This is a genomic window from Polynucleobacter sp. MWH-UH24A, assembly GCF_018687475.1.
In the GTDB taxonomy this organism is placed as follows: Bacteria; Pseudomonadota; Gammaproteobacteria; order Burkholderiales; family Burkholderiaceae; genus Polynucleobacter.
On sequence record NZ_CP061292.1, the window covers coordinates 385,067 to 399,816 of the forward strand.

Annotated in this window: 13 protein-coding genes; 10 read left to right on the forward strand and 3 right to left on the reverse strand. The window is 48.5% G+C overall.

The genetic code is table 11. The features are described from left to right. Positions 1-100: 100 nt before the first annotated feature. Genes polA through ICV32_RS02025 form a run of 3 tightly spaced genes read left to right on the forward strand, consistent with a single transcriptional unit; the run spans position 101 to position 4,612 of the window. Positions 101-2,863: a DNA polymerase I gene (gene polA, locus ICV32_RS02015; RefSeq protein WP_215371505.1), complete on the forward strand. Its 2,763-nt coding sequence runs from the start codon at positions 101-103 to the stop codon at positions 2,861-2,863. Between the two features lie 37 nt (positions 2,864-2,900). Next, a complete protein-coding gene (locus tag ICV32_RS02020) occupies positions 2,901-3,800 on the forward strand; it encodes a dienelactone hydrolase family protein (RefSeq protein WP_371817065.1) in 900 nt (299 codons plus the stop codon). 50 nt (positions 3,801-3,850) lie between these two features. Beyond that, entirely contained in the window at positions 3,851-4,612 is a 762-nt protein-coding gene (locus tag ICV32_RS02025; RefSeq protein ID WP_215372493.1) for a ZIP family metal transporter, read from the forward strand. Between the two features lie 26 nt (positions 4,613-4,638). Here the strand turns inward: ICV32_RS02025 and ICV32_RS02030 are convergent, their stop codons facing one another. After that, positions 4,639-5,472 carry a sulfurtransferase gene (locus ICV32_RS02030; protein WP_215371507.1) on the reverse strand — a complete coding sequence of 278 codons (834 nt, stop codon included), beginning with the start codon at positions 5,470-5,472 and terminating at the stop codon, positions 4,639-4,641. A gap of 23 nt (positions 5,473-5,495) precedes the next feature. Continuing rightward, on the reverse strand, positions 5,496-6,602 hold the full coding sequence (locus ICV32_RS02035) for an SRPBCC family protein (RefSeq protein ID WP_215371509.1): 1,107 nt from the start codon (positions 6,600-6,602) through the stop codon (positions 5,496-5,498). Between the two features lie 193 nt (positions 6,603-6,795). On the opposite strand from ICV32_RS02035, the gene xseB reads away from it, so the two are divergent. From xseB to folE2, 4 genes are read left to right on the forward strand one after another with little or no spacing between them, the layout of a single operon-like run. Then, entirely contained in the window at positions 6,796-7,023 is a 228-nt protein-coding gene (xseB, locus tag ICV32_RS02040; RefSeq protein ID WP_215371510.1) for an exodeoxyribonuclease VII small subunit, read from the forward strand. A 19-nt stretch (positions 7,024-7,042) separates the two neighbouring features. After that, positions 7,043-7,951: a polyprenyl synthetase family protein gene (locus tag ICV32_RS02045; protein ID WP_215371512.1), complete on the forward strand. Its 909-nt coding sequence runs from the start codon at positions 7,043-7,045 to the stop codon at positions 7,949-7,951. A 13-nt stretch (positions 7,952-7,964) separates the two neighbouring features. Continuing rightward, positions 7,965-9,875: a 1-deoxy-D-xylulose-5-phosphate synthase gene (gene dxs / locus ICV32_RS02050; protein WP_371817066.1), complete on the forward strand. Its 1,911-nt coding sequence runs from the start codon at positions 7,965-7,967 to the stop codon at positions 9,873-9,875. Positions 9,876-9,932: 57 nt separating this feature from the next. Next, complete coding sequence (folE2, locus tag ICV32_RS02055; RefSeq protein WP_215371516.1) at positions 9,933-10,757, forward strand: GTP cyclohydrolase FolE2; 825 nt, start codon at positions 9,933-9,935, stop codon at positions 10,755-10,757. Here folE2 and tsaD read toward each other — a convergent pair. Continuing rightward, a complete protein-coding gene (gene tsaD / locus ICV32_RS02060) occupies positions 10,744-11,817 on the reverse strand; it encodes a tRNA (adenosine(37)-N6)-threonylcarbamoyltransferase complex transferase subunit TsaD (RefSeq protein WP_215371517.1) in 1,074 nt (357 codons plus the stop codon). The two genes, folE2 and tsaD, sit on opposite strands and share 14 nt — an antisense overlap. Positions 11,818-11,903: 86 nt before the next feature. On the opposite strand from tsaD, the gene rpsU reads away from it, so the two are divergent. From rpsU to dnaG, 3 genes are all read left to right on the forward strand, one after another. After that, positions 11,904-12,116 carry a 30S ribosomal protein S21 gene (rpsU, locus tag ICV32_RS02065; protein ID WP_011903537.1) on the forward strand — a complete coding sequence of 71 codons (213 nt, stop codon included), beginning with the start codon at positions 11,904-11,906 and terminating at the stop codon, positions 12,114-12,116. A gap of 122 nt (positions 12,117-12,238) precedes the next feature. After that, a complete protein-coding gene (locus ICV32_RS02070; protein WP_215371519.1) occupies positions 12,239-12,685 on the forward strand; it encodes a GatB/YqeY domain-containing protein in 447 nt (148 codons plus the stop codon). A gap of 11 nt (positions 12,686-12,696) precedes the next feature. Beyond that, positions 12,697-14,589 (forward strand): DNA primase, encoded by a 1,893-nt coding sequence (gene dnaG, locus ICV32_RS02075; RefSeq protein WP_215371521.1) that lies wholly within the window; start codon positions 12,697-12,699, stop codon positions 14,587-14,589. The last annotated feature ends 161 nt before the right edge of the window (positions 14,590-14,750 follow it).

The window sequence follows — 14,750 nt, forward strand, 5'->3', positions numbered from 1 at the left end:
GCCTATTATCCTAAGAAAGTAGGATTCATCCTAGGGTGACGCCGATCCAGCAAAATCAGGGATTTTCCAAACCCGAACAACTAAATTGTACGATTGAGGGATGTCAGCACACCAATTACTCTTGGTCGACGGCTCAAGTTACCTCTACCGAGCCTTCCACGCCATGCCCGACTTACGAAATAGCGCCGGAGAGCCTACGGGGGCGATTTACGGAATGGTCAATATGATGCGACGTGCTCGCTCTGAAATCGGCGCCGATCATATCGCTTGCGTGTTTGATGCCAAGGGTAAAACCTTTCGGGAGGATTTATACCCGGAGTACAAGGCCCATCGATCCCCCATGCCCGAGGATCTGGTTGCACAAATCGAGCCGATTCATGAGGTAGTCAAAGCACTCGGCTGGCCAATTCTTATGATCTCTGGCGTGGAAGCGGATGATGTGATTGGTACTCTTGCCCAACAAGCCGCAGAGATGGGCTGGTCAACGGTGATTTCTACCGGTGATAAAGATCTTGCCCAGCTCGTCAACGACAAAGTGACTTTAGTGAACACCATGACCAATGAGAAATTGGATCGCCAGGGTGTGGTAGCTAAATTTGGTGTGCCGCCAGAGCGCATTGTGGATTACCTAGCGATTATTGGTGATAGCGTCGATAACGTTCCAGGAGTTCATAAAGCCGGACCCAAGACCGCAAATAAATGGTTGGCTGAGTATGGTGATTTGGATCAACTCATTGGCCGTGCGACCGAGATTAAGGGGGTCGTTGGCGATAACTTACGTGCAAGCCTTGATTGGCTACCCAAAGCCAGAGAGCTACTCACGGTAAAGCTGGACTGCGATCTCAAGCCACACATTAGCTCATTGCATGATTTACACGCTAAGCCCGAAGACCCAAGCCAACTAAGAGCACTCTTTGAGCGCTACGCATTTAAATCATGGTTGAAAGAACTTGATGCTAAGAGTCCATCCACTCTAACTTCGCAGGGCACAACGAATCATTCAGACTCATCTTTGCAAGAGTCTCAGTCCAAGCCCCAGCCTCAACTGCCGTCTCAAAGCGAAATTGATCGAGACTACGTGTGCGTTACAACGCGAGAAGCATTTTTAGAATGGCTCGAACAGATTAAACACGCCAAATTAACCTGCATTGATACCGAGACCACGAGCCTTGATGCTTTACAAGCCGAGTTGGTTGGGATTTCGTTATCGGTTGAAGAGGGTAAAGCCTGTTACATTCCAGTTGCCCATCGCACGGGCGAAGAGCAACTGGAGCGTGATTGGGTGCTTGCACAAATGAAGCCTTGGCTAGAAGATCCGTTAGCCAAAAAATTAGGCCAGAACCTCAAATACGACATGCACGTTTTTGGTAATTATCAGATTCAAGTGCAAGGTGTTGAGCACGATACCTTACTCGAATCCTACGTATTGGAGTCACACCTCAGTCACAGCATGGACAATCTAGCGCAGCGTCATTTGGGAATCAAAACGATTCAATACGAAGAGGTCTGTGGCAAAGGAGTCCATCAAATTGGTTTTGATCAAGTCGATCTTAAAACTGCGACCGAGTACGCGGCTGAAGATGCCGACATTACCTTGAGACTTCATCACCATTTATGGCCTCAATTGGAACGCATGCCAAGTTTGCGGTATGTGTATGAACAAATCGAAATGCCAGCCATGCGCGTTCTGGGCATCATGGAAAGTAATGGCATCACGATTGACCGTGAGAAGCTAGCCATTCAGGGGCAAGAGGTTGGAAAAAAACTCCTCGTCCTCGAAAAAGAAATCCATCAACTTGCGGGTCAGCCTTTTAATATCCAATCCCCCAAACAGATTGGTGAAATTTTATTTGGGCAATTGCAACTCCCCATCGTTAAGAAAACTCCTTCAGGGGCGCCATCGACCGATGAAGAGGTCTTACAAAAACTGGCCGAGGACTTTCCCTTACCAGCGCGGATTTTGGATTACCGTAGTTTGGCAAAGCTCATGTCAACCTACATTGAGAAGTTACCGCGCATGATCAATCCCAAAACAGGGCGCGTGCATACCAATTACGCCCAAGCCGTTGCGGTCACGGGGCGCTTAGCATCAAACGATCCTAATTTGCAAAATATTCCAGTCCGTACGGAAGAGGGTCGTCGGATTCGGGAGGCCTTTGTCCCTCAAGCGGGCTATCGCTTGGTCTCGGCCGATTACTCCCAAATTGAACTGCGCATCATGGCGCACATTGCCGAGGATGAAAACTTATTAGCTGCGTTCAAAGCCGGCAAGGATATTCATCAAGCGACTGCCGCCGAGATCTTTGCGATTCCTCTTGAGCAAGTGAGCTCGGAGCAACGGCGCTATGCCAAAGTGATTAACTTTGGTCTCATCTATGGCATGAGCGCTTATGGATTGGCGGGTAATTTAAAGATTGAGCGCGCTGCTGCTCAGCAGTACATTGCAAAATATTTTGACCGTTACCCAGGGGTTGCTCAGTATATGGAACGAACTCGAGAAGAGGCTCGCTCCAATGGGTATGTAGAAACCGTATTTGGGCGACGTTTATGGTTACCGGATATCAAAGCCAATGGACCAAAACGTCAGGGCGCTGAGCGTGCAGCGATTAATGCGCCAATGCAAGGAACGGCGGCGGATCTTATTAAGTTGGCGATGGTAGCGGTGCAAAATTGGTTAGAACAAGAGCAACTCAAGACCCGTATGCTCTTGCAAGTGCATGATGAACTTGTCTTCGAAGCTCCCCCTGACGAGCTTGAGCATCTAAAATCATCCCTACCTCAACTCATGGGATCGATTGCCGAACTGAAGGTACCTCTAATCGTGAGTATCGGAGTTGGCGATAATTGGGAAGAAGCGCATTAGCGCATGCGTTGTTGAAATCAAATAAGGAGACAAGACGATGAGTAATGATCCTATGCAAAATGATTTGGGTCGACGTGATTTCATGAAGACCTCATTAAAAGCCTCAACCGCAACGGTGACTGCCGGAGCCTTGGGGATAGGGTTTGTGGCTGCCTCGGAGCCGGTTCTGGCCCAAGCGATTAAAACCGACTTTACTGGTATTAAAGCGGGTGAGCAAGATATTCCGGTTGGTAGTTTTAATATGCCGGCTTATATTTCTCGCCCTGACAAAGCAAGCGGCCCATTGCCAATCATCATTGTCGTCAGTGAGATTTTTGGTGTGCATGAGTATATTGCTGACACCACTCGCCGTTTTGCAAAGTTGGGTTACTTGGCCATTGCTCCAGAGTTCTTTACTCGTGCAGGGGACCCCAATACCTTTGGAACGATTGCCGAGATTCAGAGCAATATTGTTGCAAAGACCCCCGATGCTCAAGTGTTGGCTGATCTGAAGGCGGCGATTGCTTGGGCAGAAAAAAATGGCGGTGATCTTAAAAAAGTGGGCGTCACTGGATTTTGTTGGGGTGGGCGTATTACGTGGCTCTCCGCAACTCTTCCAGAGGTGAAAGCAGGCGTGGCTTGGTACGGACGTTTAGTCGGTGATAAGACCGCCAATAACCCTAGACAACCCGTTGAGATCGCAGCCGAGCTCAAAGCGCCGGTATTGGGACTTTATGGCTCAGCTGATACGGGCATTCCTCTTGATACTGTGGAGCAAATGAAAGCAGCGCTCGGTAAAGCAAGCTCCAATCCTGCGGCTAAAGCATCGAAGTTCGAGATCTATCCGGATGCGCCACACGCCTTTCATGCGGACTATCGTAATACCTATCGCGAGGGTCCCGCAAAAGATGGATGGGCAAAATGCTTAGCTTGGTTTAAGCAGTACGGCGTTTCTTAAAAAAACCGATTGAATCGAGCGGATTGTCTGTGGGTTTGAGCACACTTCAAATGATTGTTTTGGTCACCGCAGGTGCAGGGCTTGCGAGTGTGCTCGCTGCCGCAAGTCTTTCCTTAACCCTGTTGGCCAAGATCGTAAACAATATGGTGAGCCTCTCTGTGGGTATTTTGTTGGCCACAGCCTTTTTGCATTCCTTGCCTGAAGCATTTGAGATTCCTGGAGCACAAACTCACTATCTCTTTGCAACCCTTTTGGGTGGATTACTTGGGTTTTTTCTCCTCGAGAAAATCGCACTCCTTCGTCACAGCCATCACCACGAAGGCGATGGGCATGACCATCATCACGGTCACGATAAGGAAGAGGCTGGTAGTAGTGGTTGGATGATTTTGGTGGGCGATAGCATTCATAACTTTGTGGATGGCGTATTGATTGCTGCCGCCTTTATGGTGGATGTGCAAATCGGTATCTTTACTGCTTTAGCCATTATTGCGCATGAGATCCCCCAAGAGATTGGAGACTTCATCGTGCTACTTAATGCAGGTTTTTCTCGGGCACGTGCACTGCTTTATAACGGGGTTAGCGGTTTGATGGCAGTGGTCGGAGGCGTACTGGCGTATTACTTTCTAGAGCGAGCCACCCAAGTCATGCCCTATTTACTGGTGATTGCATCAAGTAGCTTTATTTACATTGCGGTGAGTGATTTAATTCCGCAGATGCATCGGCGCCCCCATTGGCAGGAGTCGCTTCGTCAAATTGCATTAATTGCAATCGGAGTAGGGATTGTCGTTTTACTGACCGACCACAATCATTAATTCAAGTCTGTCAGTAGTAGCTAAATTTATCGCTCGATTGGACGACTTGGGTCCGAGCACCACTCGCTCCAACTGCCCACATGCAAGCGTGAGCCACTCAGACCCGCTGCTTCCATCGCCAACAAATTATGGCAAGCGCTGACCCCAGACCCACAGGAATGAATGATCGTTCCTGGTTTTTGCTGACCAATCAGTAGGACAAATTCTTTATAGAGTTGCTCTGCCGATTTAAATTTACCGGATACTAAATTCTCTTTAAAGCAGCGATTGGTTGCTCCAGGAATATGGCCGCCTACTGGATCCAAGGTCTCATTCTCACCACGAAAGCGATCGGGCGCGCGAGCATCAATGACCATTTTTCGAGCTTCGGCTTTGACGTTTTCTTCCATCTCGTCAATCGTCACGACGCCCTGATAGGGATAAGCCTCTGGCATCGTCGCCAAGGGAGAGGGTTCGCGACCGGTGTGACCAATACTGCCATTCCAGGCGTCTAAGCCACCATCGAGTACTTGAACCGAAGCATGGCCAATCGAGCGTAGCATCCACCACAAACGGCTTGCAAAGGTACCGCCATGGCTATCGTAGGCGACCACATGGGTGTGATTGGCAATCCCTAAATGCTGACGGGTTTTTGCCCAAGCCTCAGGGCTTGGTAGTGGGTGACGACCATTCTTGCCCGTTTTTGGACCCGATAAATCTTTATCGACATTCACATAAATAGCACCAGTGATGTGCGCATTTTTGTACATTTCATAGCCGGTATTGGCATTGGTGAGATCAAAGCGGCAATCACAGATCAATACATCACTACCTTCATTGATGAGCTCTTCCAATTGATTTGGGGTAATGATGGGATTCATATGGCCTCCTGAGTGAAGATCAATTAGTAGTTCATTTCACGACGATACCATTCGTGGAAGTGTTGCATACCATCTTCCATGGGGCTTTGATAGGGACCCACTTCGTTTTGGCCACGAGCAAGCAATGCCGCACGACCTGCATCCATTCGTTCGGCAATTTCATCATCCTCAATGCAGGTTTCCATGTACGCTGCTCGTTCAGCCTCAATAAACTCGCGCTCAAAAAGAGTAATTTCCTCGGGGTAATAGAACTCGACAATATTTCGGGTCTTATTGGGGGCAATCGGATGCAGCGTTGAAATGCAGAGCACACCTGGATACCACTCGACCATCACATTGGGGTAGTAGGTCAGCCAGATCGCGCCATGTTTTGGCATCTGTCCTTGATGGTGCCGAAGGACAGCGTCGTGCCAAGCCCGGTAGGTTGGCGTGCCTGGCTTACTCAGTTCCTTGTGGATCCCCACGGTTTGAACGCTATGCCAATGACCAAATTCCCAGTGGAGATCATCGCAAGAAACAAATTTACCTAGGCCTGGATGAAAAGGTACGACGTGATAGTCTTCAAGATAAACCTCGATAAAAGTTTTCCAGTTGTAGTTGCACTCGTGCACTTCAACATGGTCGAGCATATAGCCCGAGAAATCTAAATCGCGACCAACAGAAAGTTGCCCAAGGTCTGCTTGGACATCCCGAGGCCCCTCGAACAATAAACCCTGCCAGTTTTGCAAAGGCGATTTACCTAGGTTTAAACAAGGCTTATCGCCAAAGTGTGGCGCACCCAATAATTGACCTTCGAGGTCATAGGTCCAGCGATGCAGTGGGCAAACAATAGTATCGACTTTACCGCTACCGTTGAGCATCAAGGCTTGACGATGACGGCAGACGTTAGATAGCAGTTCCACGCCATTGGGGCCTTCATGATTGCGAACAAGGATGCGCCCCTCGTTTTCCGCAAGTAGGGTTCGATACGAACCCGTCTCGGGAATCATGAGTTCATGGCCCACATAGCCAGGCCCTTGCTGAAATAGCAATTGCAGCTCACGCTGAAATAAATCAACGTCAAAATATGCCGAAACCGGCAGTTGTAAATTGGACGGCGCAAGAAATTGCGCGGTAGCCAGATTAGTCATTCTCCCCACCCCCGAAAAGTCAGCCGAAGCTAAGCGGAATAACCAATCCAACCATCGACATGTCGATATTGGAAAGGAAGAGGGATTATACCCATGGGCAAATATTTTGGAAGGACTCTATATGCGAAGCCTTCGGTGGGTCATGTAGACCCCCGAAAATGGCTAAGACCCAATTCAGTATTAAGATGACGAAATGGCCAGCAAGAAAACAACTTCGGTTTCACCCGAATCCACCATCGACCCTCAAATGCGCTATGAGGCTGCCTTAAAGGAGCTCGAATCCTTGGTGATGGCCATGGAGTCTGGCAAGCTATCCCTTGAAGAGACCCTGGCCGCCTATCAGCGCGGCGCTGCTCTGCTTAAACACTGTCAGGGTGTATTGGCTCAAGTCGAGCAGCAAGTCAAAGTGATTGAGAGTTAAGTCAATTAACCTTGCATTGATGAGTTCATTTTCATTCGAGGCGTGGTTGGCCACCCAATCTCAGCGAGCAGAAAGCGCGCTCCTTCAGTACCTCGATCCGGATACCGCAGTACCTCAACATTTGCATACCGCAATGCGCTATGCCGTTCTTGGTGGCGGCAAACGAATTCGACCCTTATTGGTATTTGCTGCGAGTGAATTAGGGTCGATTGATCGTGTGGATGCGTCGCTCGTCAATCGTGCCGCCTGTGCCATTGAGATGATTCATACCTATTCACTGGTGCACGATGATTTACCATGCATGGACGATGATGATTTGCGCCGTGGACGGCCTACAGTGCACAAAGCCTTCGATGAAGCGACCGCTTTGCTGGTGGGGGATGCTCTACAAACCCGTGCATTTGAGATCCTCTCTAATGTAATCGACGCCGACTCTTTAATCCGTCTTGCCCAACTGGAGATGATTCAATCCTTAGCTCATGCCTCGGGGTCAAAAGGGATGGCCGGTGGTCAGGCGATTGATTTACAAAATGTGGGTAAGAGAATGGATTTACCCGCTTTGGAAGAAATGCACGCTATGAAAACTGGCGCTCTTCTCCTATGTGCCGTCCAGCTTGGCGGAATTGCGGCTCAATTACTGCCTGCCTCCATGGCTTCCCTAAATACCTATGCGAGGGCCTTGGGCTTAGCATTCCAGGTGGTTGATGATATTTTGGATGCCACTGCCGATAGCGCAACGCTTGGGAAAACAGCAGGTAAAGATGCGGCTCAAGACAAGCCTACCTATGTGACCCTGAAGGGTTTAGACTATGCAAACGAACTAGCTAAAGAATTAAAGGGGAGAGCGTTAGACAGCCTCAATGAGTTTGGGCCACAGGCGGACGCCTTGCGCCATCTGGCTCATTTGGTTGTGGATCGCAAAAAATAGTATGTTGCACTCGATGAATGACCCGAGCGATTTACGCAAGTTAACGCGTGAAGAGTTACCAGCCCTAGCTGATGAGTTAAGGCAATACATCGTGGATTCCGTATCCAAAACGGGCGGCCACCTCTCATCTAATTTAGGAACGGTTGAGCTATCCATTGCACTTCACTATGTGTTTGATACACCGCATGATCGAATCGTGTGGGATGTGGGTCATCAAAGCTACCCGCATAAGATTTTGACTGGAAGGCGCGATCAGATGCACACCTTGCGACAGTTTGGTGGGCTCTCAGGATTTCCAAGACGCACTGAAAGTGAGTACGACACTTTCGGTACAGCGCATTCCTCCACGAGCATCTCCGCAGCGATGGGAATGGCGCGGGCTGCGCAAACCAAGGGCGAGGATCGCGTTGCAGTTGCTGTGATTGGCGATGGCGCCATGAGTGCTGGTATGGCGTTTGAAGCCATGAACAATGCCGGTGTCTACGAGAACATGCCGCTGGTTGTGATTTTGAATGACAACGACATGTCAATTTCACCTGCAGTTGGGGCGCTCAATCGTTATTTGGCGCGTTTGCTAAGCGGTAATATTTATTCAGCAACTAAAAAAGGAATTGATTCGGTTCTGTCTTCGATGGCACCGCCATTACGCGAGTTCGCCAAGCGTCTTGAAGACCATGCTAAAGGCTTTGTATCACCATCCACTATCTTTGAGGAGTTTGGCTTCACATACTTTGGCCCCATTGACGGGCATGATTTGGATACTTTAATTCCGATGATGCAAAACGTTCGCAGGCTAGCTAAAGAAGGTAACGGCCCCCAGTTCTTGCACGTCATTACTCGCAAAGGCCAAGGTTATATGTTGGCTGAAGCGGATCCCATTTTGTATCACGGTCCCGGTAAATTTAATCCTCAGGAAGGCATTAAAGCGAGCGGCGCCGGTAAAAAAACATTCACCCAGGTATTTGGTGAGTGGTTGTGCGATATGGCGCAAGCCGATCCAAAATTAGTGGGTATTACTCCAGCAATGCGTGAAGGTTCTGGATTGGTGGAGTTTGAGAAACGTTTCCCAGATCGTTACTACGATGTAGGGATTGCTGAGCAGCATTCAGTTACGTTTGCGGCTGGTATGGCTTGTGAAGGAATGAAGCCGGTTGTTGCCATTTATTCCACCTTCTTACAGCGCGCCTATGATCAATTAATTCATGATGTGGCTTTGCAGGATTTACCGATCGTGTTCGCGATTGATCGTGCTGGATTAGTGGGTGCCGATGGTGCAACTCATGCAGGGGCATACGATATTGCATACTTGCGCTGCATTCCCAATATGTTGATCATGACCCCGGCCGACGAAGCAGAGTGCCGTGATTTGTTGACAACCGCCTATCATCAAAATCATCCCACAGCGGTTCGCTATCCTCGTGGTGCTGGAATCGGCAATCTGCCGTCTAAAGAGTTGCGTACCTTGCCACTCGGTCGTGGCGAGATTCGTCGAGAAGCCCAAACGACTGGCAAGCGCCTAGCCATTCTTGCATTTGGGACGTTGCTGTACCCAGCGCTCGATGTTGCACAAAAGTTGGATGCAACGGTCGTCAATATGCGTTTCGTGAAGCCCCTTGATATTGATTTAATTCAAAGCTTAGCTCGAAATCACGATTACTTTGTAACGGTTGAGGATGGTTGCGTTCAAGGCGGCGCAGGAAGTGCTTGCATGGAAGCCATGAATCTTTTGGGAATTGCCAAACCACTCTTGGCTTTGGGCTTGCCCGATTCTTTCATTGAGCACGGGGATTACAACTTGCTGATGGCGCAATGTGGGCTTGATGCCGCTGGAATGGAGGCCTCAATTCTTGGGCGTTTTCCAGATTTAGGTGCTTCACCACTGTCACTTAAGACCCCTTCTGATCAGGTCCCAGTCGGTAAGTAAAGCGCTTTAAAAACGCATTACTGAACCCGATGGATCGTTTTGAGCGAAAATGATGGTATGAATGATCTCAACACGAGCTTTCTCAATACCCAAGCACTACCCGACGTTCAAGGTAGCGACGATGCCCGGTCGCTAGCGATTGAGCGTGTTGGAATCCGTGGTATCAAGCACCCCATTCAAGTTCAAAGCGGTTTTGGTTCATTTCCAACGGTTGCTCGTTTTGAGATGGACGTGGCATTACCTGCGGATCAAAAGGGTACCCATATGTCGCGCTTTGTGCAGTTACTGCAAGATCAACAGGGCGCCTATGATGGAGCAGTCATTGTGGACATGGCTAAGAAAATGCTGCCTTTGTTGCAGGCTAAGCAAGGCCGTATGCAAATGCAATACACCCACTTTGTGAAAAAAAGTGCCCCAATCTCCGCGGTTGAGAGTTGGATGGATTACGAGGTAACCTATTTAGCTGAAGTGAAAGAAAGTCTTGATCAAATTCTTGAGGTTGATCTTTATTTGAAAGCCACCGTTCCGGTAATGAGCTTATGCCCTTGCTCAAAAGAGATTTCGGAATATGGCGCCCACAATCAGCGCTCGCATGTCACGATTTTGGTAAAGCTCGATGCCGATGCCAATCTTGGTGTTGACGAGTTAGTCCGCATTGCAGAAACAGAAGCATCTAGCGAGTTGTGGGCAATCTTAAAACGTCCCGATGAAAAATGGGTCACTGAGCATGCCTATGAAAACCCGAAATTTGTGGAGGATCTGGTGCGGGATGTTGCTACTCGCCTAAAGCGCGATGAGCGAATCCTATCTTTAATGGTGGAAGCGGAAAACTTTGAGTCCATCCATAATCACAGTGCATTTGCCAGAATTACTTTGCCGTAATAGTGAGAGCGCTGAGATCCCAGCGCGCCTTAATATCAAATGCTCCATTAGTACTTATTGAGCTTCCCTGTAAAAGTCGAAGTGCTCCTGCAAACGCAATCATCACACCGTTGTCAGTGCATAACTCGATTGGTGGATAGTGAACTTGACACCCTCGAGAAGTCGCCATGGCAGTGAGTTTTTTACGAAGCTGGGTATTCGCACCAACGCCCCCAGCAACCACCAAATCACGACATTCCATTTGCTCTAAAGCAGCCATGGCTTTATGACTTAGAACGTCGGTCACCGCTTCGACAAATGCGTAAGCGAGATTGGCTCGAAACGAGGCGTTATAGGAGTCGCTACTTTGCGCTTTTTTGACTTGATGTAAGACCGCGGTCTTAAGCCCTGAAAATGAAAAATCCAAATCCTTAGAATGCAACATTGGTCTGGGCAAATCAAATCCAGCATTTTTTCCAGTTTCTGCTAATTTCGAGAGCGCGGCACCACCCGGATAATCGAGCCCTAATAATTTTGCAGTTTTATCAAACGCCTCACCGGCTGCATCATCAACCGTTTCGCCGAGAAGTTGGTAGTTGCCAATCCGATTAACGTACATGAGCTGCGTATGCCCACCCGATACCAAAAGGGCAAGAAAAGGAAAATCTGGCTTTTTTGAGGAGTCGTTTGCCAATAGCGGAGAAAGCAAATGGCCCTCTAAATGATGCACTCCAATTAACGGTTTTTGGATCGCTACTGCCAAGGCATTGGCAAAGGCGGATCCTACTAGCAAGGCACCAGCAAGACCAGGTCCTTGGGTATAGGCAACCCCATCTAAATCATCGACCGTGCAGCCGGATTCAGTTAAGGTCTTGTTTAATAAAGGAATTAAGCGCCGAATGTGGTCACGAGAGGCTAGTTCTGGGACTACCCCACCGTAATCCTGATGCATATCAATCTGGGAGTGCAATGCGGCCCCCAAGATGCCCCCATAGGCCGATTTTCCAGCCTCCCAGGGGCGAGTGTCGTAAACGGCAAGGCCAGTTTCGTCGCAGGAGGTCTCAATACCGAGGACTATCATTGAAGGCGGGGACGTGCTAGAATCCGTGTTTTAGTGAATTTTGATCATTTTCAAGCAATCAAAGAGTAAAAGCGAGTAAAAACAGCATGACCACAGTCCGCCTTCGCGAAAACGAACCATTTGAAGTGGCATTACGCCGCTTTAAGCGCACCATTGAGAAGAATGGTCTGTTGACCGATCTTCGCGCTCGTGAGTTCTACGAGAAACCCACAGCCGAGCGCAAGCGTAAAAAAGCAGCTGCTGCAAAACGCCACTACAAGCGGATTCGTAGCCAGATGTTGCCTAAAAAGCTCTACTAAGTATTCTGGGATTTTCGGGGCACTCCCGAAATAACCCGTGATTCAAGCCCGCCATTGTGCGGGCTTTATTTTTTTAATCTCTTGGATAATGGATCTATTCCACTGATATTTGGAGAACTTGAATGACTCTTAAAGAGCAAATTACTGAAGACATGAAGTCAGCCATGCGTGCCAAAGAGGCCGAGCGCCTTGGCACCATTCGTTTATTGTTGGCCGCGATCAAACAGCGAGAAGTGGATGAGCGTATTACCGTAGATGATGCCGGTATCATCGCCATCATTGAAAAACTCATCAAGCAACGCAAAGATTCGATTGAGCAGTTTCAAAAAGCAGGGCGTACGGATTTAGTGGATCAAGAAAGTAAAGAGCTGGGGATCTTGCAGGCCTATATGCCAGCACAACTCTCGGCCGCTGAAGTGCAATCAGCCATTCAAAAGGTCATCGCAGATTTGGGAGCGAGTGGTCCGCAAGATATGGGTAAGGTAATTGGGGCGCTAAAAGCTCAGTTAGCTGGTAAGGCTGATATGGGAATGGTATCTGGATTGGTAAAAGCCGCTCTCGCCAAATAATGCTTTAATCCATGGCGCTCATTCCTCAATCCTTTATCTCCGATTTGCTCAATCGGGTCGATATTGTCGATGTCGTTGGAAAGCACGTCAAACTTAAAAAAGCAGGCGCTAATTATCAAGGCTTGTGCCCCTTTCATCAGGAGAAGTCACCATCATTTTCAGTATCCCCTTCGAAGCAGTTTTATCACTGCTTTGGTTGTGGGGCGCATGGCTCGGCAATCGGCTTCATGATGGAGTATTCCGGCCAATCGTATGTTGATGCGATTGAAGATCTTGCCCGCTCCGTAGGACTCTCCGTTCCCCGTGAGGAACGAAATGTTCGTGATGTGATTGCTCAAAAGCAAGCCCTCGCCATTGGTGAAGTGATGACAATGGCCAGTGATTGGTACTCCCAACAATTAAAAGGATCGCAACGAGCTATTGACTATCTTAAAGGCCGTGGTCTGACGGGTGAGATTGCCAAGCGCTACGGCCTTGGGTATGCACCGGATGGCTGGCAGGGTCTCGAGGCAGTATTCGATTCTTACGCTAAAGATGAAACCGCCAAGTTACTAATTGAGGCTGGCTTAATTATTCAGGGGGAGGGGGCAGATAGCCAGGGTAAGACCAAGCGCTATGACCGGTTTCGAGATCGGATTATGTTCCCCATTCGTAATCCCAAGGGACAGGTCATTGCGTTCGGTGGGCGCATCTTAGATCAAGGCGAGCCCAAGTATTTAAATTCTCCAGAGACCCCTTTGTTCTCTAAAGGAAATACCCTCTACGGTTTATTTGAGGGACGTTTAGCGATTCGGGATCGTGAATTTGTTTTGGTGTGCGAGGGTTACATGGATGTGGTGGCCTTGGCCCAGCTGGGCTTTGCTAATGCCGTTGCGACCCTGGGAACCGCGTGTACACCATTTCATGTGCGGACATTATTGCGCCAAACCGATCGGATCGTATTCTCATTTGATGGTGATACAGCGGGTCAACGTGCCGCGCAGCGCGCATTAGAAGCATGTTTGCCAATTCTCTCCGACGATAAAGAAATTCGTTTTTTATTCTTACCGAGTGAGCATGATCCAGATAGCTACATTCGGCAGTATGGATCAGTGGCTTTTGAACAAGCAATTAACCAAGCGATGCCTTTATCGGGATTCTTTTTCAAGCTCGCTAGTGATGGCAATGATCTAGCAACTCCAGAGGGTCGAGCAAAAACCCATCACGTTGCAAAACCCTGGTTGCAATCGATGCCAGCCATTGCTTTGCGCTCTCAACTGCTGCGAGAACTTGCCAATCGCACCGCATCGAGTGTGAGCGAGCTCGAGCAATTTTGTGCGCTGACGCCAGCGACTAAAGCACCAGCCCCTAACACTCAAGCCCAAACAAAACCGCAGGCTATTAGACCGGCAATGACAAAACCCATCACCCCTCGATCGGCAAAGCAATCCCGTCCGAACGTTGAGCCACCCAAGCCAACTGATTTATCGGAACACATCATGCGTTTGTTGATTCAGTTTCCGATTCTGGGAAAAGAAATGACTTTGGAACAGCGTCAACTGGCGCTTGAAATTGCTAAAAAACGATCGGATAAGGCCCATGACCTAATGGGCGATCTAATTCACCAATGCGATGTTTTAGAGCTTGGAGAAGAAAATCAAAATTCCTCCTTTGCCGTTTTTCAGGATCAGTTGGCTACCAGTCCATTGGCTGATTTGTACCAAATCCTAAGGCAGCGGATCTTAGGCTCTGAGATTGAGCTTATTGGAGCAAAAGAGGATTTAATCGGGGTTTTAAGTAAGTTGGAACTTGTTAATCTCAAAGCCGAAATGACTGAAATTACGGGAAAAATGACCCAAGGCACAGCAAATCCCGGGGATTTAGAACGGTATCGGCAAATTAGTCAGCGTTTGAGTAAACGGTAGGAAATTTAGACAATTGATGGCATAAAACGATATTTTTTATGCTTTTGTAGGTCTTGCTTGACTCAATCGAGTATAATACGCATTTCCAGAAAAAACTATTTGAATCAGCCACTTACCTCCTTGGCCTGAGAACCTTTGGATGATCGATACGGGTAAATGAA